Source organism: Lactobacillus sp. UMNPBX4, assembly GCF_002554115.1.
GTDB classification, from domain to species: domain Bacteria; phylum Bacillota; class Bacilli; order Lactobacillales; family Lactobacillaceae; genus Lactobacillus; species Lactobacillus gallinarum.
In genome coordinates, this window is record NZ_PCZF01000028.1 from 1 (window position 1) to 22,919 (window position 22,919).

General features: G+C 35.2%; 26 protein-coding genes and 1 pseudogene. 25 read left to right on the top strand and 2 right to left on the bottom strand.

Translation table 11 applies throughout. The annotated features are described in order from the left end of the window. Positions 1-194 precede the first annotated feature (194 nt). From CP355_RS06480 to CP355_RS06525, 10 genes are all read left to right on the top strand, one after another. Positions 195-989: a hypothetical protein gene (locus tag CP355_RS06480; RefSeq protein ID WP_087712519.1), complete on the top strand. Its 795-nt coding sequence runs from the start codon at positions 195-197 to the stop codon at positions 987-989. A 200-nt stretch (positions 990-1,189) separates the two neighbouring features. Further along, a complete protein-coding gene (locus tag CP355_RS06485; RefSeq protein ID WP_087712518.1) occupies positions 1,190-1,504 on the top strand; it encodes a hypothetical protein in 315 nt (104 codons plus the stop codon). A 1-nt stretch (position 1,505) separates the two neighbouring features. Next, positions 1,506-2,615, top strand: a complete 1,110-nt coding sequence (locus CP355_RS06490) for a cell division protein FtsK (RefSeq protein WP_087712517.1) — start codon at positions 1,506-1,508, stop codon at positions 2,613-2,615. Continuing rightward, positions 2,612-2,962, top strand: a complete 351-nt coding sequence (locus tag CP355_RS06495) for a hypothetical protein (protein ID WP_087712516.1) — start codon at positions 2,612-2,614, stop codon at positions 2,960-2,962. Before CP355_RS06490 ends, CP355_RS06495 begins: the two co-directional genes overlap by 4 nt. A gap of 215 nt (positions 2,963-3,177) precedes the next feature. After that, on the top strand, positions 3,178-3,546 hold the full coding sequence (locus CP355_RS06500) for a hypothetical protein (RefSeq protein WP_087712515.1): 369 nt from the start codon (positions 3,178-3,180) through the stop codon (positions 3,544-3,546). A 225-nt stretch (positions 3,547-3,771) separates the two neighbouring features. After that, positions 3,772-4,134: a hypothetical protein gene (locus CP355_RS06505; protein ID WP_087712514.1), complete on the top strand. Its 363-nt coding sequence runs from the start codon at positions 3,772-3,774 to the stop codon at positions 4,132-4,134. A 16-nt stretch (positions 4,135-4,150) separates the two neighbouring features. After that, on the top strand, positions 4,151-5,194 hold the full coding sequence (locus CP355_RS06510) for a Rep family protein (protein ID WP_087712513.1): 1,044 nt from the start codon (positions 4,151-4,153) through the stop codon (positions 5,192-5,194). A gap of 46 nt (positions 5,195-5,240) precedes the next feature. Next, a complete protein-coding gene (locus CP355_RS06515) occupies positions 5,241-5,435 on the top strand; it encodes a hypothetical protein (RefSeq protein ID WP_087176855.1) in 195 nt (64 codons plus the stop codon). Between the two features lie 67 nt (positions 5,436-5,502). Further along, positions 5,503-6,702, top strand: a complete 1,200-nt coding sequence (locus tag CP355_RS06520; protein WP_087301052.1) for a site-specific integrase — start codon at positions 5,503-5,505, stop codon at positions 6,700-6,702. 200 nt (positions 6,703-6,902) lie between these two features. Further along, entirely contained in the window at positions 6,903-7,121 is a 219-nt protein-coding gene (locus tag CP355_RS06525) for a DUF3923 family protein (RefSeq protein WP_098036433.1), read from the top strand. 213 nt (positions 7,122-7,334) lie between these two features. Here the strand turns inward: CP355_RS06525 and CP355_RS06535 are convergent, their stop codons facing one another. Then, on the bottom strand, positions 7,335-8,159 hold the full coding sequence (locus tag CP355_RS06535) for an aminoglycoside N(3)-acetyltransferase (protein WP_098036432.1): 825 nt from the start codon (positions 8,157-8,159) through the stop codon (positions 7,335-7,337). A 341-nt stretch (positions 8,160-8,500) separates the two neighbouring features. On the opposite strand from CP355_RS06535, the gene CP355_RS06540 reads away from it, so the two are divergent. The 14 genes and pseudogenes from CP355_RS06540 (at position 8,501) to CP355_RS06605 (ending at position 21,045) form a co-directional block, all read left to right on the top strand. Beyond that, positions 8,501-8,824 (top strand): hypothetical protein, encoded by a 324-nt coding sequence (locus CP355_RS06540; RefSeq protein WP_098044162.1) that lies wholly within the window; start codon positions 8,501-8,503, stop codon positions 8,822-8,824. Positions 8,825-8,980: 156 nt separating this feature from the next. Then, complete coding sequence (locus tag CP355_RS06545) at positions 8,981-9,229, top strand: hypothetical protein (RefSeq protein ID WP_087176861.1); 249 nt, start codon at positions 8,981-8,983, stop codon at positions 9,227-9,229. Between the two features lie 134 nt (positions 9,230-9,363). Further along, positions 9,364-10,002, top strand: coding sequence for an ATP-binding cassette domain-containing protein (locus tag CP355_RS06550; protein ID WP_098044163.1), 639 nt, complete (start codon positions 9,364-9,366; stop codon positions 10,000-10,002). Beyond that, positions 9,999-10,757 (top strand): iron export ABC transporter permease subunit FetB, encoded by a 759-nt coding sequence (fetB, locus tag CP355_RS06555; RefSeq protein WP_087176247.1) that lies wholly within the window; start codon positions 9,999-10,001, stop codon positions 10,755-10,757. Before CP355_RS06550 ends, fetB begins: the two co-directional genes overlap by 4 nt. A 156-nt stretch (positions 10,758-10,913) precedes the next feature. Then, positions 10,914-12,143, top strand: coding sequence for an RNA-guided endonuclease TnpB family protein (locus CP355_RS06565; protein ID WP_098044164.1), 1,230 nt, complete (start codon positions 10,914-10,916; stop codon positions 12,141-12,143). 227 nt (positions 12,144-12,370) lie between these two features. Continuing rightward, complete coding sequence (locus CP355_RS10530) at positions 12,371-13,231, top strand: hypothetical protein (protein ID WP_233186995.1); 861 nt, start codon at positions 12,371-12,373, stop codon at positions 13,229-13,231. 1 nt (position 13,232) lies between these two features. Further along, positions 13,233-13,403 (top strand): hypothetical protein, encoded by a 171-nt coding sequence (locus CP355_RS10375; protein ID WP_171030378.1) that lies wholly within the window; start codon positions 13,233-13,235, stop codon positions 13,401-13,403. 43 nt (positions 13,404-13,446) lie between these two features. Beyond that, positions 13,447-13,971, top strand: a complete 525-nt coding sequence (locus CP355_RS06575) for a TetR/AcrR family transcriptional regulator (protein WP_233185805.1) — start codon at positions 13,447-13,449, stop codon at positions 13,969-13,971. A 103-nt stretch (positions 13,972-14,074) separates the two neighbouring features. Next, positions 14,075-15,376, top strand: a complete 1,302-nt coding sequence (locus tag CP355_RS06580) for a restriction endonuclease (protein ID WP_098044166.1) — start codon at positions 14,075-14,077, stop codon at positions 15,374-15,376. A gap of 78 nt (positions 15,377-15,454) precedes the next feature. Then, positions 15,455-16,855: a C69 family dipeptidase gene (locus CP355_RS06585; protein ID WP_098044167.1), complete on the top strand. Its 1,401-nt coding sequence runs from the start codon at positions 15,455-15,457 to the stop codon at positions 16,853-16,855. 202 nt (positions 16,856-17,057) lie between these two features. Continuing rightward, positions 17,058-18,443, top strand: a complete 1,386-nt coding sequence (locus tag CP355_RS06590; RefSeq protein ID WP_098044168.1) for an Ig-like domain-containing protein — start codon at positions 17,058-17,060, stop codon at positions 18,441-18,443. A gap of 97 nt (positions 18,444-18,540) precedes the next feature. Next, positions 18,541-19,315: pseudogene (locus CP355_RS06595) on the top strand (putative ABC transporter permease). A 126-nt stretch (positions 19,316-19,441) separates the two neighbouring features. After that, positions 19,442-20,476, top strand: coding sequence for an AI-2E family transporter (locus CP355_RS06600; RefSeq protein WP_098044169.1), 1,035 nt, complete (start codon positions 19,442-19,444; stop codon positions 20,474-20,476). Next, a complete protein-coding gene (locus CP355_RS06605; RefSeq protein WP_087176240.1) occupies positions 20,473-21,045 on the top strand; it encodes an SGNH/GDSL hydrolase family protein in 573 nt (190 codons plus the stop codon). Before CP355_RS06600 ends, CP355_RS06605 begins: the two co-directional genes overlap by 4 nt. 41 nt (positions 21,046-21,086) lie before the next feature. Here the strand turns inward: CP355_RS06605 and CP355_RS10535 are convergent, their stop codons facing one another. Next, on the bottom strand, positions 21,087-21,269 hold the full coding sequence (locus tag CP355_RS10535) for a hypothetical protein (RefSeq protein ID WP_087176239.1): 183 nt from the start codon (positions 21,267-21,269) through the stop codon (positions 21,087-21,089). Between the two features lie 175 nt (positions 21,270-21,444). Between CP355_RS10535 and CP355_RS06615 the strand changes: the two genes are divergently transcribed. Continuing rightward, positions 21,445-22,779, top strand: a complete 1,335-nt coding sequence (locus CP355_RS06615; RefSeq protein WP_098044170.1) for an SLC45 family MFS transporter — start codon at positions 21,445-21,447, stop codon at positions 22,777-22,779. The last annotated feature ends 140 nt before the right edge of the window (positions 22,780-22,919 follow it).

The following is a 22,919-nucleotide window of genomic DNA, read 5'->3' on the forward strand; positions in this document are numbered from 1 at the left end:
TCGCATCTATCAAACAGCCTAAACAAAAGTGTTCAAGTTATTATTGCAATTTACGATATCTTATTTTTTATACAATCTTGCAAAATTTCTTGATAGTTCCTAAAGGAACTATCCAAATTTAAAAATAGTTAATTAAAAGGCAGTTAAGCGAAATGCTTAGCTGCCTTTTTTGCGTTTTCAAAGAGGCGAAAGACATGCAAGTAAGTACTATAGAAAATCGTGAAGATTATGTTTCAATCAAAGAGTTAGTTGATTTAATTGATAAAAAGTACATATTGCACTTACATAACAGTAAAAAAGATGTTGATAAACTGGCAAAATTAGCACTTGAAAAGAAAATAATTTCGACTATTAAGAAAGAAAATAATATTGATTATATCCAAGAAAATCGAGGTAAAAAGGTTTATCTAATAAATCGAGGAAGCATTAATGCTTTAATGAACTTATTAGAGAAGTACATCATTAGTAGACCTCAATTTACAAGGCATGATGAGGTTCTTTATAGTAAACAATTAGCCAAAATCAGTGATGGAAGTCAAAAGGATAAAACTTTAAAAGAATTGCAAATTCAGAAAAGTTCCGACTATCTAGAAGGTAAGAGCCTGGAAAATGCTAAGAATTGTATTATTCAAATTATTGATAACAATTTATATAACACAACGTATGACTCTACTCGAAAAGTTGTTGAGAAAATCGAGAAATTTGCTGCTGATAGCTACGACGATTTTGCTGAGGCTTTTAAAATTCATTTCAATCAAGCTTTTGAGGAGAAGCTAACTTATGATTTAAACAAGGTCAAAACGGAAATTATTTTTCAAAATAGCTTTAAGCAAAAATACTCAAGCTTTAATCAAATTGCTTATATTAAAGATTATTGTCTGAGAGAGCTTCATACAGTAAAATATGATGATACTTTCATAATTCGTAAAGGGTATTCAGAGTATGACATTAAATTGCAAAATCCACTTACATGGTACTGCAGAAAATAGAGCACCAGGAAAAATCTTGGTGCCCTTTTTTCTACATAATTTCAAATTTTTTCTTGATAGTTCTTAAAAAGCCTATCAAATCAAGGAAGAAATTTCTTTATATTTTTAAATTTTTTCTTTTTTATCTGGTTCAAAATATTAAGCATAAGGAGGAAAAGAAAACCTTCTTATTAGATTATAAAAGAAAGAAGTAATTAATCATGAAAAGAAAAAGCAATGGTACAAGCTACAATGTTGAGGCTGTGTGGGAAAACTTAGATAAGAGTAAGCCAATTTACTCTTTGAGTACTGAACTAACACCTCAATACGTCTGGGAAGATGGTAAGCCTACAGATAAAATCATTAGTTACAAAGCTGGCTTTACTCAGGAAGGTGCAGAATACTTCCAAGTGAAGTTCCCTAAGAAAGTGAACTTACCTCGTTACATGTCAGTCGTGACTTTTGACAACATCACCGCTTTTCAAATGCGATATGATGTTTATTTCAAGGCTGATGACGTGAAAGAAGTCAAATAAAATGAATACTGATGAACTTAAAAAGTATATTACTCAGAGCATTGATATGGCGCTAGGTTCTGACATGCAAGGCGAGAGTAGTTATACTAACAGTTTTTCTATTGAGTTAGACAAAGGTGGGATTAAGTTTATTCCGCGGATGCCCGCGGGATACTTAATCGATGATAACTTGTATCAACACATTTTTAAGATTTTGAATGTTGCACTTTATCCGAACTATACACTTTTGAAACAAAATACAACATACTTTGTACCGATTAGTACACGTAATATTCATGTTCAACGTGCTCTGTATTTTCCATGGCAAGTGGGAATTCCAAGACGTTTGATAGTTACTAATCTTGAGGATTTTGCAACCCAGAATGGCGGTAAGATTCAAATTATGAAAAATTTGAGTATTGACTATAACCGTGTCACTTCAATTGCTTTGGCTGGAACCTCTGGTAGTGGCAAGTCTTATTTCCTAACCTATCTCTTGGAATCCTTAAAGCATATTGATGAAAATGTGCATGGTGAAATTGGACTCAAAACTCTAACAGTAATTGATCCCAAAATGGATGAACCCAGCAGATGGGCTAAGGCTAATGGCGTTAAGGTTATTTATCCTGCTACAGATCGTTCAAAATCTGACTTTGTAGCACAAATTAATGATGTATTAAGTGAATGTTTAAAATTGATCCACAAGAGGCAACAGGTATTATTTAACAACCCAAGTACTACTTTCAAACATGTAACAGTGGTAATTGACGAAGTTTTGGCGCTTTCGGAAGGTATTAATAAAAATATTAAAGATACGTTTTTTGCTCTTTTATCACAAATTGCATTGTTAGGGCGTGCAACTCGTGTACACCTAATATTGGTAAGTCAACGTTTTGATCATAATAGCATTCCAACATCAGTGCGCGAACAAATGAACGTATTGGTTCAGTTGGGCAATATTAATCGTAAAACAACACAGTTTCTTTTCCCAGACCTAGATCCCGAAGGAATTGTGATTCCATTAGGTCGGGGAACTGGTTTGATTCAGGTCATTGACGATGAACATCCTTATCAAGTTCTGCCCTTATTATGTCCAACTTATTATTTAAGTAGTAAGGAGAAGATTCTATGACTATAACACCTCACGAATTTCATTGGTATATCCAGGCTCTAATGCAGAAGCAGCAATTAACTGCATTCATGGAAAAACCGCTTGATACCCTTGCTAAGGGAAGCGCAGAATATATGGAAGCCTATAGGTTTAATTCTTATATCAGGCTATCTAAAGTTAAATTGAATTGGAATAAGATTGAAGTAAAAGTTCGAATTCCTGAATTTCCTGAAGGTCAAGCACAACTTGATGCAATTTGGGATAAAGTTGTCAAGAAAATTTATCGTATGAATAATGGAGTTTTTACTTTATCTAATTATAAAAATAGTGACCCTAATTACTACGTTGTAGAAGGAACACGCGTTTAGATTTGAAGCACCAGTTTTTCTAGGCTGGTGCTTTTTTCTGCATTAATTGTATTTTTTTCTTCAAGCTAATGTTTTAAATCCTTAAAAGCTTGATGTATCAATAAATACTAATTCCTAAAATTTCTACAAAAGGCCCCCGATTGTTCTCAATCGCTCAAGGTATGATGAATATGTAAACAGGAAAAGAAATTATCTCACGAAAGGACAAATTTATTATGAAGAGATTTTATAACGGTATTTTATACGACTCAGATAATGCTGAATTAATTGATGATTATGAAAGTGATTATCCAGTTAATGACTTTAATTACTTCAAAGAAGGACTTTATCGAACATCTGAAGGTAAGTTCTTCTTATATGGTGAAGGCAATGCAGCAAGTAAATATGCTGAACGTGTCGAAGGTAACGGACCTTATGCAGCGGGTGCCGATCTTGTGCCTCTTTCAACTGAAGAAGCTAAAAAATGGTACGAGGGAAATCTTGAAAGGGTTTATCGTGATCGAGATATTACAGGATTGTACGAGACCTACTGCGAATTATTCAAAGGCAAAAGTAGCAGCAAAAATGAAGGAAAGGATGAATAAAAATGATTAACTATTCATTTAACGCGGCGCGCCCGCCGCCCGCCAAGGGCGAGAGGGACAGCGCCGCATAAAAAAACAAGCTATTTATGTGTGCGTTGCATGAAAAACTATATATGACAACTAGTGGGCTTGTTATTTTCTAGTTGTCATAAACTGTGCAAACTGTGCACAAAGAGTTGAAAGAAAGACAAGCCCTAAAAAGGTAATAGAAACGAGGAAAACCTTATGGAAAAACAAAATTTAAATAAAACTAGAGTTGTTTCAAAGATTTATGAAACAGCGGATTACAACCAATTTAGTGCAGTTGATGATTCTTTGTACGATCAAGAACACATTAACTATTTAATTTATGCTTACCAAAATAAGCATAAACCATTACCTCTAATTGTAGTAAAACCTGAGGCAGGATACTTAAAAATTGTGGAAGAACAGGATAGTTTCTACGCGGCTAAGCGATTAGGTGTTCCTTTGTATTATTACGAGAAGTACAAGACAGTTTCTAAACCTTTACATAAAGTTGATTTATCGTACAACGATTTAGAAGATTTATTAAAAGAGCTTTTAGATAAATATAATTTTATTTGTTAGTTAGAAGGTATTTTTCATGAAGAAAGAACCACGCGCGCGCCAATTCATGTACGTGCAAGACTTAGATCATCTCAAAGTAAAAGAAGATGATTTAAGCGATATTTTGAACAAATCAGGGGCGCTGGAATGGGTCTATATTAATCATGATAAAGATCCAAAAAAAGATGAAGATGGTAAGATCATCAGGCCTCATATTCATGCGGTATTAAAGTATGAAAACCCGCAAAAAGTTAGTACTGTGGCGAATCTCTTTAAAGACCAATCTCAATATGTAGATGTGTGGAAAGGCAGAATTGCCAATGCTTACTCTTACTTACTTCACGAAACTGAAGAAGCACGAGAGCAAGGGAAACACGTTTACAAGGCAAGTGAGGCTGTAGCTTCTTTCGATTTTCCAGCGAGAATGAAGAGTATCAGAGCTAAGATTACTAAAAGCCCTAAGTACATTTCTTCTTTGGTCGATCAGTATGCAGAAGGTAAATTAACTTATGACGAGTTGGAACAACTAATTGGAGTTTCTCAACTTGCAAGGCGTAAAAAGTTAATTGATCAGATTACTGAACTACGGGCAGAAAAAGAGCATGAAAAATGGCTTAAAGATTTCAAAGGTAAGAGCATGAAAGTCTTATGGCTGTACGGTGTGGCAGGTGTAGGTAAGACTCGTTTTGCAGAATATCTTTTGAGAAATAAGAAGTATGCAATTCTCGGTAGTAGCCGTGACTATTTTCAAGACTATAATGGTGAACATTACATCATTTTAAATGACTTGAGACCACGCGACTTTAATTATTCAGACTTACTTAGAATTCTTGATCCTTATCAACACGACAAGGCTGCGCCAAGTCGCTATCATGATAAGAAGTTAAATGCTGAGGAAATTATCATTACAACACCTTATTCACCAGATGATTTCTACAAGTATATTTTCGTTGATGATCGGAGAGTGGATACGGTCGAGCAACTTTTAAGACGTATTCAACCGCTTCATATTACTAAGCACTTCATCAAAAAACGCTTAAAAACAAAAAAATCTAAGCAAGACGATCAAGATAATGCTTAGACTTTTGTAAATATTTTTCCAACTGAATTATAGGTGATAATACGAAATGAATCAATTGATTTTAAACGGTAAGAAACTACGTGAAGCATTGAATATTAGTACAACGCTATTTTACAAGTTTTTAAAAAATGGTATGCCATATCATCAAATTTCTGGTGGACGGAAATATTATATTTTAGATGAAGTCACAGATTGGTTGACAAAAGCAGGCTATCATCAAGAAAAAATTTGGTCAAAATAGAAGCTTAGAGGTAAAATGAAGGCGAACTTTGTTTTGCCTCTTTTTTTATAAATTTAGAGGTAGAAAAGTGATAAAGAAAGTAAATAAAGATTCAAAAAAAGTTTATCTTGTAAGAATTCAACCACGTGATCAAATAACTGGAAAAAGAATTAATTTTCCAATTAAATATGCAAAAAACAAAGCAGATGCAGCAAAGCTTGAATCACAAATGTGGAATGAGTATAAAGCGGGATTAAACTTAGGAAACGGTAAGGCAATCTTTGCTGATGAGTTTCAAAAGTATGTTGATCAACGTGCTAATTCAATTAGTCCGGTAACTTTAAAAGCTTGGCAAGATTCAGCTAATTCCTTTAAGAGTTACTTTGGAAACGCCAAAATTAATGGAATTACTACGCAATTAGTGTCTAAGTACGCTCATGATTATGTAAATAAACATAACGTAACTGTTAGCAGGTCTTCTACTATTGCTAAAAGGCTAATTCATATGAGAAATTTCTTTAATACAATTGAGGGAAAGAGTATTAAAGAAAATCCTGTTCCTGAGAGTCCATTAAAAGTATTCTTTCGTCAAAGTGATTTTACAATTTCAAAAGATTGGCGGATCTTTACTAATGATGAATTAAAAAGAATCAGAAATTTAATTATTAGTGATTTGAAGCATAGTTCGGTTATTAATTGGGGAAGTAAGCTAGCAATTCTAATTGAAAGTTATACTGGTATGCGAGTTGGCGAGTTACAAGCATTAAAGTATGACAATATTATCTATAAAGATGATGTTTGGACTTTAAAAATTAACAATAGTTGGTCAGATTACATGAATGATTTTACAGGGAGCTTGAAAGCACGGCCTAAGGGATATTCGAGAACCGTATTACCGTTACCTCAAGAAGTTATTATTTTGCTTAAACGGTATCAAGAAAAACAATCTAACTTTTTGAAGGAATACAATTTGGATAATTCTTCAGGGTTAATTTTTATTAATCTTCATGATTATAAAAGCGCGTTTAATGATAAGCCAATTAATCAAAGAAGTATTAATGATATGCTAAAAAGCATTTGTGACCGCTTAAACATTAAGGCAGAAGATAAAAGAATGAGTTTGTACTCATTTAGGCATTCAATTTGTACTCATTTGGCTAATGTACCAGGTATGTCATTTACTTGGGCAGCTGAAAAAATGGGTCACTCTTTACAAATGTTTATGAATACCTATGTTGGAGTAGATCCTAGTATTAATAAGCAAATGACTCAACTTTGGTTAAATTAGTTTTGTGTTCCAACAAATGGAACATGAATTAAATAAGTGAATATTATGAGCGTTGATATTAAAGGAATCAATGATTAGAACCCGTGCGCTTCTAGTCAGCATTAATAAATACGTTTAAAAGATCTGATTGAAAAATCAGATCTTTTTTTGTACTATAAATAAAACATTTATTAATAGCACAATTTTCTTGGAGGAGAATTATGAAAGCATGGAAAACTAGCGGATTAATTGTATTGCTGGTCTGGATAGCAATTGCAGCAATTATCTGGTTTAGGAATGTTGACGGAGCAGGAGTAGCTCAAACGGCTCAATTAAAAGAAATGACTTTGCTGATCTGGCTAATTTTTGCAATTCCTGTCATTATTGGCTATCTAATTTGGTTTATTGTTTTAAAAAGAAAGCAAGAAAATATAAACTAAGAGAAACAAAGGAATGGTCGATTGCTTTAGGGATACCGGTTGAAGAGCGTCATGGAAAACACTATGAAGATGGTGCGGTAACTCTTGACGATTTTGATTATTCAAAAACTGATGAGGTCAAGCCAGATGCGGAAAGTGGAGTTTCGCAAAAAGAATAGAAAATAAAGAAGAGCAACATGAGAAAGAATCTCGTGTTGCTCTTTTTGATCTTCATTAATCTACTGCATTACCAAATTGATGATCTTTTTTATTAAACCATTGACGGGCAAAATCGATCAAGGATTTGCTGTTGATTACTTTGATAATTCCTTGACCTAATTTTTGTGCTTTAACTTCATTAGGAAATTCTTTTTCAAAAACTTCACCTAATTCGTTGAAATCGTCATAAGAATCTAAATCTATGTTTTGATAATTTGTCCAAATCGTTTTTCCATCTTGGTCGATACTGGTTGCTGCAGAACAGGTTTCAGTTTTGCGATGAATCGTAGATTCTGCGTAGTGAAGTATTGTGCAGGTTTCGTAATCGGTACCTAAGAAAATAATTTTGCCATCGTTCTTGTACAAATAATCAAGTGGACTGTTGATCCCATATGGCAGGTTTAAAGGCTGACGTGCGGCAATTTCAGCCGCATTTTTACCCCAGATAGCAACTGGCAAATAGGGATGCGTGCTGCGAACTACATCAGGTAAATTCCTAAAGTATTCTGGCGTTATGCCCATACCTTCTGTAGCTGAGGTCCTTGGATCATATGGTGGCATATTATCTCTAACCACCTGAATTAAATCTTGACGAACGGGTGGATACTCCCAAGTTGCTGGATCACAATTCGTTGAAACCTGTGACGGCATCATTAGTGTGCCAACGGATAAAGTTTCTTCAAGTGCTCTAACAATTGTTTTAGGCCCACCGGGTAAATATTGAAACTTACTCATGGCAGTATGAACCATGCAAGAATCTGTGCTTTTAACTCCCAATTTTGCGAAAGCTTCTTTTAAATCGTTTTTTGTAACAACAGTTTCGATTAAATTTTCAGACATAATTTATTCCTTTTCTAGATAAGATGTTATTGACTTGGTCTGAAAATAATTACTCTTGTCTTAATTTCAGCATTGTTAATTTTATTCTTTTTATTACTCATCTTAATTTACCTTTCGAATAATCAATAGTGGTATTTTAACATTTTTAAATAATAGATAAAAATAACTGAAACTGTCAAATCTTTTGTGTAAATAGATCTTTCTCATAGATCGATTTTTTATTCTTTATTTAGTCAAAGTAAGATTCTAAGGTGTCCTGAACCTGACCAAAGCCCGGTCCTAAACAGCCAACTTCAGTTCCTGAACCAAATAAACTAACATCGGAGCCCAACAAACCTAGTGTGAAAACTAATAATGACAATCACGGTAAATCAAAGAAAAATTCAGGTACTACAAAGCATTCAAGCAGAAACACGAATAATAATCCAAAGGCTAGAAGAAACGTAAAACGTCAATATAACTCAAATAATAATCCCAAAACAGAGACAGCTAGATTTGCTAAGCCACATGAATCTGCTGTAATTAGAAATGAACAGGCTCAAACTAAGCGAGAGATGTTACCAAATACTAGTAATAAGCGTCAAGCTTTAATAGCATTAGGAGCTGTTTTAGTAGGAGCAAGTGCAGTTTTACTTAGTGTGTTGGATAAGAAACGTAAGTCCTAAAGCCAAGCCTTCTAGTCAGCATAAATAAACTCGTTAAGACATGGTTTAAACGCCATGTCTTTTTTTGTGATCTAAGCAATATATCAAAGTAAAAGTACGTTTTGCTATACCTTTCTATAAAACTAACTACAATGAAAGGTGAAGAAGGCGTTTTTTATGACAAAGCATTATGAAAAAGAAGTCAAAGAAGCAGAAAGTGTATTAGAGGATAAAAAATTAACTGATAGTGAAATCTCACAAGAATTGATTTCCAAAGATAATCCAACTGAGAACGTTAAGCCATCTGAGATTGATTTCTTGCGTAAAAAGCCATCTTTAGCAACTCAAATTGATTTTACCTTGTTAGGTGACCTTGCTGGATTGTCCAAGGAAGCTAAGGAAGAAGCAGCCGCTGCAGCTGAATAATGTTAATGAAAATAAATTAGCCATGGTTTAAGCACCATGGCTTTTTATTATGCAATCACATATTTAATTTGTCACCTAAAGCCAATATGATTAAACTAAAAATGTTAATGCAAAAATATTTTTAGGAAAAAACTATGACAATTATCGAATTTAAACATATTAGTTACCAGGTAAAAGAAAAACAAATCTTGCATGATGTTTCTTTTAAGGTAGATCGAGGAGATTTTTTGACCTTGGTTGGACCATCAGGCTCTGGTAAAAGTACTATTTTAAAATTAACCGCTAATTTAATCAGCCCAACAGCAGGCGATATTTTTTATCAAGACAAAAAGATGGCGAAATACGATCCCGTCCAATACCGCAGGGAAGTCTCTTATTGTTTCCAGCAGCCGAGCTTGTTTGGCAAAACGGTAAGAGAAAACTTGATTTTTCCCTATGAAATTAGAAGGCAAGTCGTTGTAGAAAAAAGGATAGATGAGTTACTAAAACTAGTTGATCTATCTGCTGATTTTTTGGATAAGGACATAAATTCTTTGTCAGGTGGAGAAAAGCAGCGAGTGGCTCTCATTCGAAATATAGTTTTTCCGCCTAAGGTGTTGCTACTAGATGAGGTTACAACTGGGCTTGATGATGATAGCAAGGAAATAGTGCATCAATTGATTAAGCGAGTGCACGAACAAGGAACTACTATTATTCGAGTAACTCACGATCAAAGTGAGATTCAGACGGCCGGTCATATTATGCAGATTAAGCAGGGAAGGATCATCAAATGAAGAATGTGATGGTTAGTAATTTATCTTTAGTGTTGGCTTTTGCCTTGGTGCTGGTATCAATCGCGATCTCGGCTAAAGAAAAGCTGGGCTTAACTAAAGATATTTTAACGAGTGTATTTAGAGCAATTATTCAGTTAGTCATTATCGGCTTTGTGCTGAAGTTTATTTTTCACGTTGATCAGCTGTGGTTAACCATCGTTTCAACCTTGGTCATCATTTTTAATGCGTCCTGGAACGCTAATAAACGTGATCCTAATCCGCACCGCAGTCTTTGGAATTCGATAATTGCCGAGGCCATTGGCACCTATGTGACGCTAGGTTTGCTGATTTTTTCAGGGGTAATTAAGCCCATCCCGATGCAGGTGATTCCAATTACGGGGATGATTGCCGGTAATGAAATGGTGGCGATCGGCTTATGCTACAAGGCATTGCATGATAGTTTCAATGATTTGCATCAACAAGTTTTAGAAAAATTAGCTTTGGGCAGCGATATTAAATTGGCATCGATGCCGATCCTGCGTCGGAGTATCAAAACTGCGATGCAGCCAACGATTGATTCTGCCAAGACCGTGGGCTTGGTTAATTTACCAGGGATGATGTCGGGCTTGATCTTCGCAGGAATTAATCCAGTTTACGCGATCAAGTATCAGATTATGATCACATTCATGTTACTGTCGGCGACAAGCCTTGGTGCGGTGATCAGTGGTTATTTAGCCTATAAAAATTATTTTAATGAACAGATGCAGCTGCGATGAGAAGGCCTGAGTTTAAACACCAGGGCTTTTATTTTTATCTAAAAATTCGCTACATTTTATTGATTAATTGCCGGAGAAAACACGGGATTTTAATCCCGTGATGAATCCGGCCTTTTTTAGTTTTTTTGCTTGTTCCCCCCCTTCTTTCTTAAACATATGTTTGATATAATCTTAAAAAGAAAGGAGGGAACAAATGTGCTAAAAGGGATCAAATTAAGACTCTATCCTAATAGAACACAACAAAACCAGCTTGAGCAGATGTTTGGCAATGATCGTTTTGTTTGGAATCAAATGCTGGCCATGATGAATGAGCGCTATCAGAATAATAAAGCTTTGCCTTTTTTAGGTAAGTTCAAGCTGAATTATCTGCTTAAGCCGCTTAAAAAAGAATATCCTTTTTTGAAAAACAGCGATTCTTCAAGCTTGCAGGTAGTTAATGAATTCCTAACTCAATCTTGGAAGAACTTCTTTCAAGATAAAACTGGTCAAATTGGCAAGCCTCGTTTTCATTCACGCAAGTATCTGAAAAAGTCTTATACGGGCAAGTCAATCATAAAAACTGCAGGTAAAAGGTACTTGAAGATTCCTAAATTAGGCTATGTCAAAACCAGCAAGAATAGAGTTTTGCAAGATGTTAAGATTAAGCGTTATACGGTCGTACTTGAACCAACAGGAAAATATTATTTGTCTCTACAGGTAGAAATATCTGAACCAGAGAAGTACAGCTTAACTGGCAAACAGGTTGGGATTGATGTTGGCGTGGCTGATTTAGCGATTCTGTCTAATGGGCTAAAATATCCTAGTTTTGACAGTTCTTATTTTGAAAAGAAAGCCAAAGTCTGGCAAAGAAAATATGCTCGTCGCAGACATTTAGCTAAATTATTAGTTTTGCAAGACAGGAATAAAAAGGTGCTTTGTCCTAGAAGCTTAGAGAGTTTCACTAATTGGCAAAAAGCGCAAAAGTCAAAAGCTAAGTGCCAAGCTAAAATAGCTAATCAGCGCAGAGATTATCTGCATAAACTAACTACGCATTTAGTTAAGCAATATGATGTAATTGCGATTGAAGATTTGAAAACCAAGAATCTTCAGAAAAATCATCATTTGGCTAAGTCAATTGCCAATGCTTCATGGCGGATATTCAGACAAATGCTAGAATACAAATGCGAATGGTATGGCAAGAAACTAATTGCAGTTGATCCCAAGAACACTTCCAGAATTTGTTCAAAATGTGGCTATAACAGTGGCGCTAAGCCATTAGAAATTCGTGAATGGACTTGTTCTAAGTGTCAAACCAAGCATGATCGAGATATTAATGCGGCAGTTAATATCCTGCATAAAGGAAGTACAAAGCTAAGTGGTCAGGGACTGGCCATGGTAACAAGCTGAGTTCCGTGAGTTAGGTATTTGACTAGTTCAATGTAAGATCCTAAACACTACTCAGTGTTCCCAGAAACCCGGCACTTTAGTGTCGGTGTAGTTCATAGAATCTGTCTATAACTCTACACATGGCACGAATCTGATCTTAATTACTTTTTCCATACATGCTTTAATCTTGTTAAAAGTTAAATACATCGTGTATGTGAATTTTAACGAGGTATGTATGAATAAAATAGATGAATTTTAAGCATGTAAAAGATGCAGATGCAATTGTTGTTGGTGCAGGAAGCGGAATGTCACGCTCTATCGGTCTTGCTTTTTGGTACGAAAATAGTCCGTTATATATGGACAACATGAAATATTTTGCTAAAAAATATGGCTTTAATGGTTTATTCCAAGGTTTCTATAATCGTTTTGAATCTGAAGAAGAGCACTGGGCATTTTTGCTTGAACTTTACAAGATGATGAATGAAATCCCACCACAGAAGCCGACTTATGAATATTTGAAAAACTTGATTGGAGATAAACCTGTTCATTATGTAACTACTAACCAAGATTTCCAAATTGACCAGAAGCAGATCAACGCCTTTCAAGATTTTATTCAAAAATATGAAGATAAGAAGTTAGTCGTACTTGAACTTGGAATTGGCCCACGCAACCAAATGATTAAGGTTTCAAGTATGCAATTAGTTGCAGTTGACAGAAATAGTCGCTACATTACGATCAACAAAGGCGAGTTGAATATTCTAGATATCATTGCAGACCGCAGTATTGGTTTTTCTGCCTCAATTGGTGATGCATTTAAGGAAACCATGACTGGTAAAAGTCATGGTGCTACAACCCAAGGTCCAACTAAGCCTCAACCTAAACCAGAATTAACACCGGAGCAAAAGGCTGAACAAGGTAAAGTTATGCAGCAATTTTATCCTGACTACATGGTAGATAGCGGCATTCGTCCTAGCAGTTTTCCAATGTATTTGACCATTGATCAAAAGCATCCGTCATACTTGCATACGGTGCAATATGGTCAATCAATGATGTATTCAATCGGGATGCCGCAATTGTTCACTGCTTTACTCAAGATGGCAATATTATAAGGTGTGTCTCGGTCTTGATAAGAGCAAAGATGAGGTTCACGGCTTTTACGTTGATCCAGGTACTTTTACCGCTATTGAGGATAGCAACGATGCGGGAGTTGGCTTTTCACAAATTAGCATTGAAATTCCAAACAATGGTGATGGTGCAATTTTAGTGCCAAAGAAAAACTGATCGACGTACGCTTTATACGTTGGGAATAATTAAAGATGCTTTTTTGAAATTAGTTGATGAAGAATCATATTCTAAAGTTAATATCGTGCGGATCTGTCGTGAGGCTGGGATAACGCGATCAACATTTCATGTGCATTATTCCTCGGTGACTGATGTCTTGAACGATGTGCTAAATGGTGCGTTGTTGCTGACGGAGACAAATCCTGTCCCATTTTTTGCTGGAAACGGGAAATCGCTGGATTATCTGAAAAGCAATGAATCGTTAGTACCGGCCTGCCAGCGGATTGGGGATGCTGGTAAATATCAAAAATTATTGATGGAACCCGATTTGAGCGAATACATCATTGGCAGAATCGTAGTGAATGAGCGAGACACGGTTTTGCCAGCTGTGATTGAAAAAACGCACCTTCCAAGAGAAGATGCGGAAACATTATTTAGATATGTGATTCATGGTTCGTTTGCGGTTAACCGCGCGCATAATTTTGTGAAAGATGAGAAATGGCCCCATGATGTCCAGATGTTGAATGAGTTTGCGGAAGCTGGGTATGAGCGGTTGAGTAGGAAGTAGAATAATAAAGATACATTGAGGTGACTTGATGCATCTTTTTTTGATGCGTTTAGAAGAAAGAAGCGTATATTTTAAGTAATAAGTTTTTATAGTAGGTGAGTAAATGGTATTACATATAGGTGTTTCGTATAAAACGGGACCTCAGGCTAAAAAAAAAGCACAGGAAATTTCTAATGCATATTATATTTCTGAAGATGATGATTCTTCGAAAAATTATTTTATTGAAACCCATTTAAAAGATGGAAAGAAAAATTATTTTAATCAAGCTGGAATTTTTAAACCTGCTGAAAATGAATGCATTATTATTTCAAGTAATACGAAATCCAGAGGGATTAACTATAATCCATGGGAAGATGAGTTTAATGAAGATGTCGGGTATATAAATTATTATGGTGATAATAAAAGACCTGACACAGATCCTGCAACTACACGAGGGAATAAATATTTGTTGGATCAATTTAAAATTAGTCATGATCCTAATCCCGAAGTAAGAGCTACTGCTGTTCCTATTGTATTTTTTGAAACACGTAAACAGGGAGAAAGAATTTTTCATGGATATGGTGTGATAAAAAATGTTAAATTGGTAACTCAATACACAGGTAGTGGGGCAGATAAAGCATATTTTTCCAATTATTTATTCACTTTCTGTGTATTTTCAATGAAAAAAGAACAGGAAGGCTTTGATTGGTCCTGGATTGAAGCGAGAAAACAGGCAGCTAAAGATAAAAATTTTCTTTCTTTAGCCAATGCACTAGCTCCTAAAGAATGGAAATTTTGGATAAGGACTGGAGATTTAGAAAAAGTTCGCCGGAAGGTTTATGGAAGAAGTACTTCTAAAAAAGAGGAGCAACTGCCTACACCTGGTTCTGCAGATGATAAAATTTTGAATCAAATCTATGAATATTATCGTAAGAAAGATAATTCAAAAGCTCATAGTGGAGATTTTGAATTTGAAGGTCTAGCTAAAGAAATTACACGATTAATTATTGGGGATGCATGCCATGATGGTTGGGTAACTAAATCATCTGGTGATGGTGGTTATGATTTTGTTTTACGAGTAGATATTGGAACTAAGGGCATTAGCCAAGTTAGACAGGTGGTATTAGGTCAAGCTAAATGTTACCGACGAGATCAGCGTATAACAGGAGAAGCCGTTGATAGAGTAGTTGCTAGGTTAAAGCGTGGATGGATCGCAGCATTTGTGACTACATCTTTTTTCAGCGACCCAGCTCAACGCGAAATACTGGAAGACGATTATCCAATCATGTTAATTAGTGGTAAGCAGGTTGCACAGACCGTAAGAAAATATATCTATGAGAAAAATATAACTCTTCAAGAATATTTAGATTCATTGAGTCGCGATCAATCTTTTAAATCACCAGAAGATATTCTGAAAGAAGAGTAGCTAAATGTTTTATCCATTAATTATTTCTCAAGTGTTCTACAATAGACTAAAAAGAACAAAATTATAGGAGGATAAAAAATGCCATGTACAACAATTTTAGCCGGTAAAAAAGCTACGGCTGACGGCTCAACTTTAATTGCCAGAAACGAAGACTACGGTCACGCCTTTAATCCTAAACGTTTCATCGTCGTAACGCCTGACAAGCAACCTAAAGATTATCAATCAGTAACTTCTAAGTGCAAGGTAGATTTGCCTGACAATCCTATGCGTTATACCGCTGTGCCAGAACTTGAATCAACCATGAAGACCATGGGCTGGTGGGGCGAAGCCGGCATCAACGCCGCTAATGTTGCAATGAGTGCCACCGAAACCAGCACTACCAATTCACGTATTTTGGGCGTTGACCCAATGAACAAAAAGGGAATCGGTGAAGAAGACTTCGTTACGATCGTTTTGCCTTATATTCATTCAGCTCGTGAAGGGGTAAAATTGCTCGGGCAATATCTAGAAAAATACGGCACTTATGAATCAAACGGCGTAGCCTTCTCAGATAAAGATGAAGTTTGGTATATGGAAACTATCGGTGGCCATCACTGGGCAGCTCAAAGAATCCCAGATGATTGTTACATCGCTGCGCCAAACTGGTTTAGCATCACCGATTTTGACTTTGCTAGTGATGATACGATGGCTTCCGCTGATTTGGAAGAAATGATTGAAAAGTATCACTTAGATATTGATCACAGCGGTAATCCATATAATCTTCGTCATATCTTTGGTAGTCACGATGATTCAGACTATGAATACAACATTCCGCGCCAATGGTATATTCAAAAACTCTTTAATCCAAGTGATGTTCATGAGCCTGATGATCCTAACTTGCCATTCATTAAAAAGCCTGAACATTTATTAACTATTGAAGATTTCAAGTATGCTTTATCATCACGCTATCAACATACTAAGTATGATCCTTATGGCTTACAAGGCACTGATGCAGACCGTCATGCTTTTCGTCCGATTGGTTTTCAACGTAATCAGGAATTATCAATTTTACAAATTAGAAATGATGTCCCTAAGGAAATAGCTGGCGTTCAATGGTTAGCCTTTGGTCCTAATACATTCAATGGCATTGCGCCATACTATACCAATGTGCTTGATACGCCTAGCGTTTACCGTGATACCAAGGAACATTTTGATATCAAAAATATGTATTGGCTGACCCAAGCTATCGCTACCATTGTTGATGAGCATCCATTCCGCTACAGCGCTTCAGTCGAAGAATTGAAGCAACAAACATTAGCTGCAGGTCGTCATATTTTACTTGAAACTGATGCAGAAGCTGAGAAATTAACTGGTGAAGAATTACAAAAGAAACTGCATAATGCTAATGAGCAAACTGCAAAAGCTGCATACGATGTTGCAATGAAATGCTTCGGTGATTGTGTTGAAACTGGTGCATTACAAATCAAATTGAATTATTAAGCTTGAAATTAAAAAAGGCTCGCCGAGAGGCGGGCTTTTTTGATCAGTTTTGTTTTATGTGATGAACAAAAATCAACTTTTGTCACAAAAGCAATTACGAAAAATATACATTGTTTTTCTCCTTTACCGAATAGCTATCTTTTACTTTTTTCCTCTGTATAATCTCAATTAACGAATCTAAAAGTTAATGAGGGAATATGATATGAAAAAATTACTGGTCAGTGTTGTGCTTTTATTAATGCTGATGTGGGTCAAAGGAGCAAAAAACGTTCAAGCTGCCGTGAGTGATAATTTTACTAAGATCGTTTTTAACGATGGCAGATCAGAAAAAGTGGAGAGCGGTCAGCTAGTTCACGTTAATGTGGAGCTTACCGGTTATCAGAAGGATAAGTTGAAAAGTGATGATTCACTGACTATTACCTGGAGTGAATCTGATAAAGTCCAGGCAAAAGGAATTAATAAAACTAAAAATATTATCATTAAAGACGAAAATGATAACGAGCAAAAAGTTGGGACATATACTGTTGAAACCAATCGCGTTTTAGTGAAATTTAATAACAAGATTGAAAAGTATGATCACATTGTAGGTCAGCTAACATTTGATCTTTTGGTTCGTAATTCAGCGAATGATAAACAAGAACTAACTGTGCATGCCGGAAAAATTGAGAAGGTCTTAACAATTGAACCCGAAGATAAAGAGGCACTTTTTACTGAAATTATTGGTAAATTGAATCAACACCAAGATAGTATTGCATGGGAAATAAAAGTAAATCCTGATGAAAAAGAATTTTTAGGACCGATAAAAATTTTGAATGAGCTACCAGAGGGTCTGGAATTTAATAAAAATACGGTAGGAATCGAAACCGATGATATTTTTATCGAGTTAGGCAAGAAAGAAGTTAAATTTGATCAAAATAAATTGTTGATTAGTTTAAATAATAAGGGACGATCACATAGAACTTTTACTATTAAATATAAGACGAAAGTTCTGGAACAAAAAGCGATTACCGGGATTAATAAGATCCAATTAGAATATCAGTTAAAAAATGAAGATAAAAGAAAAAGTAGTTTATACGAAGGGAGAATTTTAGATGATTATGATGCAACTTTTGTGGGGATCCGTAGTGAGAGCAATGATGAAATGGCACGACGCAAGACTCTTGAGAAAGCTGAAAAAGATAGAGGATTGTCTATATTGTTCTCAAAACTACTCAAATTATTAGACGATAAAAAAGATAGTCAGCAAACAAACGATAAGGATGTTGAGCCAGTCAAGACGTTATCTAAGACAAGTACACCGGAATCTACATTTGAAGCGGCTAAGGATGTAAATCCTAAAGAGCTAAGTGGCTTTGACAAGAAAGAACAAAAGGTTACGCATAGCGATTCAAGTGATGATACCGACTTAGATGAAGAAGATGATGATATTAAATCACTAAAACATTCTTCAACTAAGGAGCATTCATCTAGAAGTCGTTCAGGCAAATTGCCACAAGCTGGTGAAAGGACAAATGGCATTTTAAGTTTGATGGGTGTATTCATTTTGCTGGCAGGAATATTAGGAATTAAAAGAAAATTTTCAAAATAAAAAGTATATTAATTATAAAATTCGGATTTTTGATAGATAAAACTTGATCTTTCACGTATTATGGAGTTATAACTTTGTATCATGAAAGAGATATAATATGCCATACTCAATTTCAGAAATTATTGTTTTATTTTTTACGTATTCTTCTATTGGCTGGCTATGGGAAACTTGCTACTGTTCAATTAAAGATCATCATTATGATTATCGTGGCTTTCTTTTTGGACCATATTGTCCAGTCTATGGATTTGCAATTACGACTATTTTAATTTGTACCAAAGATGTACAAGATAACTTATTTCTTTTATTTGTAATTGGATTTATTGTTGCAACAGTCTTTGAATATTTTGCTAGTTTCTTTCTTGCAACAGTCTTTCATATGAAATTATGGGATTATTCTCACTTATGGGGAAACGTTCAAGGAAGAGTAGCTCCAATCATTTCGCTCTTTTGGGGAATTGGAGTGGTGTTACTGGTAAAATTTGTGCAGCCATTTGTTCAAGATATTATAAACATAGAAGAAAGAGATACTCATGGCTGGTTAGCCGTAGGTATTACGATTGTAATGGGACTCGATACAGTCTTAACTATGATCAGTGTAGAAAGATTCCATACTACGACCAAGATGTGGGATGACCATATCAATCAATTCATTGATCGTGTAAGAATTAAAGTTGAAAGCAGAATGCCTGAAAAGGGGTAAATTAAAAGTTGGCGATTGGCATCACTCAGTAATGCAGCACTATGATGAATTGCAACCATATCAATTAAGTTGGAACCATAAACGTTTTCTTAAGAGTTTCCCTAAGTTAAAAGTACTTGATGCACCAAAGTTTATGGAAATCAAAAAAGATATTTTGAAAAAAGAAGATTAGATAGCAAAATAGACAACTCTCAATTGAGTTGTCTATTTTTTTAGTGGAAAGTGGTATAGAAATACCAAGAACAAATTTAGGAATGATACAATCAAACATATGAGTTAGAGAAAACGAGGTTAGGTTATGGATACTGCTTGGCAGAAATTCAAAAATAATATTCCTTTGCGCAGGTTTGTAGTATTTTTGATCATTGTTGCTTTTCTTTATGAAATGCGTGCGATGATGAATACGATTTTGTTAACGTTTATTTTTACATATGTTATTGTGCATTTGATTCACTTCGTACAGCGTTATGTTTCTAAAATGCCAACCGGCGCAATTGTTGTAGTGACGTATTTAATTATTTTGGCACTACTTTATTTTGTCGTTACGGTTTATATGCCGATGTTGGTTGGACAGATTTCTAAGATGGTCAAATCCGTAATGGCATTTTATGAGACGAATCAGTCATCGCGGTTAATGTCGTATGTAACGCATTACATTAGCAAAGGTGAACTTGTTACACAGGCAAAGCGTGCCATGACATTTGCCTTTCATACCGCTACTAATATTGGTACGTTGACGATTGCAACATTCATGTCGCTTATTTTAAGCTTCTTTTACACCATCGAATTAAAGCAGATGCGAGAGTTTTCAAGTTTATTTGTTAAAAGCGGCTACTTAAAATGGTTATTTGAAGATATTCGTTACTTTGGCAAAAAGTTTACTAATACTTTTGGTGTAGTTTTAGAAGCACAATTTTTTATTGCAATCTGTAATACGGCCCTTACCATGATTGGTTTGGCGATTATGAAAATGCCACAAATTGTAGCTTTAGGCTTGATGGTATTTATCTTAAGCTTAGTACCAGTTGCCGGTGTGATTATTTCGCTGATTCCATTAAGTATCGTAGGGTACTCCGTCGGCGGCATTCGCTATGTGATTTATATTTTTGTCATGATCATGATTATTCATGCAATCGAGGCGTATGTGCTAAATCCTAAGTTTATGGCCAGCAAGACAGAATTACCGATCTTTTATACTTTTTTAGTACTTCTTGTAGCAGAACATTTTTGGGGTACATGGGGACTAATTGTAGGAGTTCCGATTTTCACTTTTTTATTAGACGTTTTAAATATCAAACCTACTAAAAAGGATAAGAAAGTTAAATTAAAATGAGAGTACTACTTACAGGCGATAGCATTATCGCTCGATATGAGGGAAAAGCAGAGCCACATATTAACTGGAATTTAAAGCGAATGCTGCCTGAAATTCAAATTGAAAATACTGCTGTTTCAGGAATTAATTCAGGAGCATTTTTTGCTCGATTAAATGAATTAGTATTGAGCGTGAAAAAGTGCGATAATTTGGTGATTTTATTAGGAACAAATGACTTGGCAACACATAAGCAGGTTCCGCTAGAGCAATTTAAAAGAAATATGGAATTAATTGCCTCTGCGGTTATTTGTCAGTACTATCCGCCACATGTATTGCTCATTTCGCCGCCAGCAGTAGATGAGCAGAAGCAACATGTACGCAATAATGAGTTGGTAAAAAAATATGCGAAAGTGGTTGAAGAGATAGCAGAAGAATATCATTTTCATTATGCAGATTTGTGCCAAGCAATGATTGATGCAGGCGATTTAAGCGATATTTCTCGGGGAATAAAAAATGATGGCTTGCATTTTGGTGATAAAGGATATGGAATACTAGCAAGTTTGATTAGGCGAGAATTGAAAGAAATGTAAAAAAGCAAGGTTATCAAATATAGATAGCCTTGCTTTAATTTTTATCTAACTAATGCCCAGATGAGACTTCCGATACCAATGATGGCGAGAAAAGGGATTAATAAGTATGCACAAAAAATAAAAATCAATCCTGCCATAATTAGGAAGCCGAAAATTTTAATTAAACCGATTCCCAATTTGAAAAATAGCCAAAGTAGGAAAATTACCAATAATAATGAAAGCATAATTATACCTCTAATTTCTATGATTAATATTTTACTACTAGCAGAATATTGTGGACCTTAAGCTTTTATAAAATTTAGTTACCGTTAACAATAGATCAGACATTAAAAGCTCTTACAGTGATGACTATATTTATTTGATGTAAGCGATTTAAAAGAGAGAAAATGAGAGGGAAAAATGAAAGAAGAAAAAGTGGGCTTGCCTACATTAGCTAGTAGTGTAATCTGGATGATTAGTTTGGGTTATTTAGGTGTGCAGATTGCCTTTACTTTGGAAACTTCTCAAATGAGCAGAATTTTTCAAACTTTGGGTGCAGATCCAACTAAACTTGGTTGGTTCTTCATTCTGCCACCGTTAGCAGGGTTGGTAGTTCAACCAGGGATTGGATCTTTGTCAGATCGAACATGGATTCCTAAAATTGGACGTCGGTTACCGTATTTATTAATAGGAATGATTTTCGCTGTTTTAACTATGGTAATTTTACCTAATGTGGGCAGCTTTGGTCTGGGATATGGTTCAATTGAAGCATTGATATTCGGTGCTGTGGCTATTGCTGTTCTTGATGTTGCTTCGAATATGGCCATGCAACCATTTAAGATGATGATTGGTGACATGGTTAATGATGAACAAAAGTCATATGCTTATGGTATTCAAAGTATGCTTTCAAACTTTGGTGCCGTAATTGCTGCATTCTTTCCATTCTTATTAACGACACTAGGTGTTGCCAACACTGCCAAAAAGGGAGTAGTGCCACAGTCAGTGGTTATTTCATTTTATGTTGGTGCAGCAGTTTTAGTAATTACTTCATTATTTACAATTTTTAGAGTTCATGAATATGATCCAGAAACTTATGCTCGTTATCATGGCATTAAGGAATCTGATAATCAAGAAGGTGGCGGCTGGATTAACTTGCTAAAAAAGGCACCAAAAGTATTCTGGCAAGTTTCATTAGTTCAGTTCTTCTGTTGGATTTCTTTTCAGTATTTATCAACATATGCTACGGGCGCAATTGCAGAAAATGTTTGGCATACAACGAATGCTTCTTCTGCAGGCTATCAGATTGCTGGGAATTGGTTTGGTGTATTAACAGCTGTACAATCAATTGCAGCAGTAATTTGGTCATATGTATTAGCCAAGGTGCCTAATAACCATCATAAATTAGGCTATGGTTTAAGTTTATTACTAGGAGCCATTGGCTATACTTCAATCTTTTTAATTCATTCACAAGGAACGCTGATTCTATCTTTTGTATTGATTGGTATTAGTTGGGCAGGGATGAATACTTATCCATTGACGATGGTTTCTAATGCCTTATCAGGCAAACATATGGGGACATATCTAGGCTTGTTCAATTGCTCAATTTGCTTACCACAGATTGTTGCTTCACTGCTTAGTTTTATTATTTTTCCAATGGTAGGAAATTCCATGCCAGCGATGATGTTAATTACTGGGATTTCAGGCTTTTTAGCAGCTTTGTCGGTAATTGGAATTAAAGAAACCTATGTTAAATGAAAATAATTAAGGTAAAAAAGGTGAGATAGCGCATAGCTATCTCACCTTTTTATTATGATATTCATCATGTTAAAAATTATTTATTCGTAAATTGCAATAATAAATTGAACACTTTTAATCAAGCTGCTTGATAGATTAGA